At 72.9% G+C, this 1,733-nt stretch carries 2 protein-coding genes; one reads left to right on the top strand and one right to left on the bottom strand.

Translation table 11 applies throughout. The annotated features are described in order from the left end of the window. Positions 1-28 precede the first annotated feature (28 nt). The gene (locus FV242_RS33780) at positions 29-754 is read right to left on the bottom strand and encodes a hypothetical protein (protein ID WP_147942012.1); all 726 of its coding nucleotides are present in this window, start codon (positions 752-754) and stop codon (positions 29-31) included. Positions 755-925: 171 nt separating this feature from the next. Here FV242_RS33780 and FV242_RS33775 point away from each other — a divergent pair, with 171 nt between their 5' ends. Continuing rightward, complete coding sequence (locus FV242_RS33775) at positions 926-1,705, top strand: SDR family oxidoreductase (RefSeq protein WP_147910222.1); 780 nt, start codon at positions 926-928, stop codon at positions 1,703-1,705. The last annotated feature ends 28 nt before the right edge of the window (positions 1,706-1,733 follow it).

Here is a 1,733-nt window from a genome sequence, read left to right as displayed (position 1 = left end):
ACCGGGGACGGGGCGGGGAGGGGGCCGCTCACGGCATGCGTCGGATCCCGGTGATGTTCTCTGGCGAAAGGTCGGCCGCCAGACTCCGGTGCGGCGGGGTTGCGGCGGCCCGCACCCGGGTCGGCGGCGTCCTGCCGTGGTCGGCCGCACTTGGGGCCATCGCAGCCTCCCGGTCCGGCCAATCCTCGAGCTTCAGATGCCGGGCCGGCTTCTGATCGCCGCAGCCGTCGCAGACCGAGACCAGCCACGATTGCCAGAGGCCATCGGTCTTATCCTGTGCCGAGCGCGCCTGCTCGCGGTGCGCGGAGGCCAGCGGCAGAGTGTCGAGGTCGGCTTGCTGCTTGGGCGGCGCCAGGGTCCGGAGTTCGTCGAGCTGGACGTCGCGTTTGGCCGGCACGCCGGCCTCCGGTCCGGATCCAGGCGACGCGTTGGGCAAGGAGGCAGGCGAGGCGCTGGGCAAGGGCTCGGCCAAGGAGCCGGTGGTGCCGGGATCGGGCCGGCAGCCGATGCAGATCCGGGTGCTGATCGCGTTGTCCGCGACCTGGCGCGGGGTCCGGCGCGCGATCGGCCGGATCTCGGCCGGGCTGGCGTCCCGACTCGGCGGTTTGGTCTGTCCCACCGCGGTGGTGTTCGGCACTTTCTCGGTCGAGAGCGGGCCTCCGCCGGTCCCGGTGACGTCCGGCTGCGCGCAGGCCAGTCCGGCCGAGAGCGCCCAGAGCGCAAACCCGGCCAAAGGAATCCGAAGCACGATCATGGGCACCTCCATGAGAGACCAATCCCACAGGTTGCATCGGGTTCGATAAGTCTTTCGGCGGATCGGCACGCCCGGTCCCGCATACGCCCCGCCCCGGGTGCCGGCGGCAACGGGCGCGCGTTACCATCCCGCAAAGGTCCTCGCCGGGAGGACCGGTTCTCGGAGGCATCCATGGATCTCGGGTTGAGCGGGCGCCGGGCGCTCGTATGCGCGGCCAGCAAGGGTCTCGGCCGGGGCTGCGCCCTGGCGCTCGCCCGCGAGGGCGTCGCCGTGACGATCACCGCCCGCACCGCGGAGACCCTGGAGGCGACCGCCGAGGCCATCCGCCGGGAAACCGGCGCCGCCGTGACCGTGGTGGTGGGCGACATCGCCACCGAGGCCGGCCGGGCCGCCGCGCTCGCCGCCTGCCCGGAGCCCGACATCCTGGTCAACAATGCCGGCGGCCCGCCCCCGGGGGATTTTCGCGACTGGGACCGCGACGCCTGGATCCGGGCGCTCGACGCCAACATGCTGGCGCCGATCGCCCTCATCCAGGCTACCGTCGACGGCATGATCGGGCGCAGGTTCGGCCGGATCGTGAACATCACCTCCGGGGCCGTGAAGGCGCCGATCGCGCATCTCGGCCTGTCCAACGGCGCCCGCTCGGGGCTGACCGGCTTCGTGGCCGGCCTCGCCCGCCAGACGGTGCGGCACAACGTGACGATCAACAACCTCCTGCCCGGCCCGTTCGACACCGACCGGATCCGCAGCAACGCCGCCGCCGGCGCCGCCAAGGCCGGCACCAGCGTGGAGGCGTTCCTCGAAGCCCGGGCGCGCGACAACCCCGCGGGCCGCTTCGGCCAGCCGGACGAGTTCGGCGCCGCCTGCGCGTTCCTGTGCAGCCGCCACGCCGGGTTCATCACCGGCCAGAACTTGCTGATGGACGGCGGAGCATATCCCGGGACGTTGTGAACGCCTGTCCGGCCGGCCCATCCCACCC

The organism is Methylobacterium sp. WL64, from assembly GCF_008039945.1.
Lineage (GTDB): Bacteria > Pseudomonadota > Alphaproteobacteria > Rhizobiales > Beijerinckiaceae > Methylobacterium.
The sequence above is the reverse complement of the archived record's forward strand: the minus strand, read 5'-3'. Positions and strand labels throughout refer to the sequence as shown.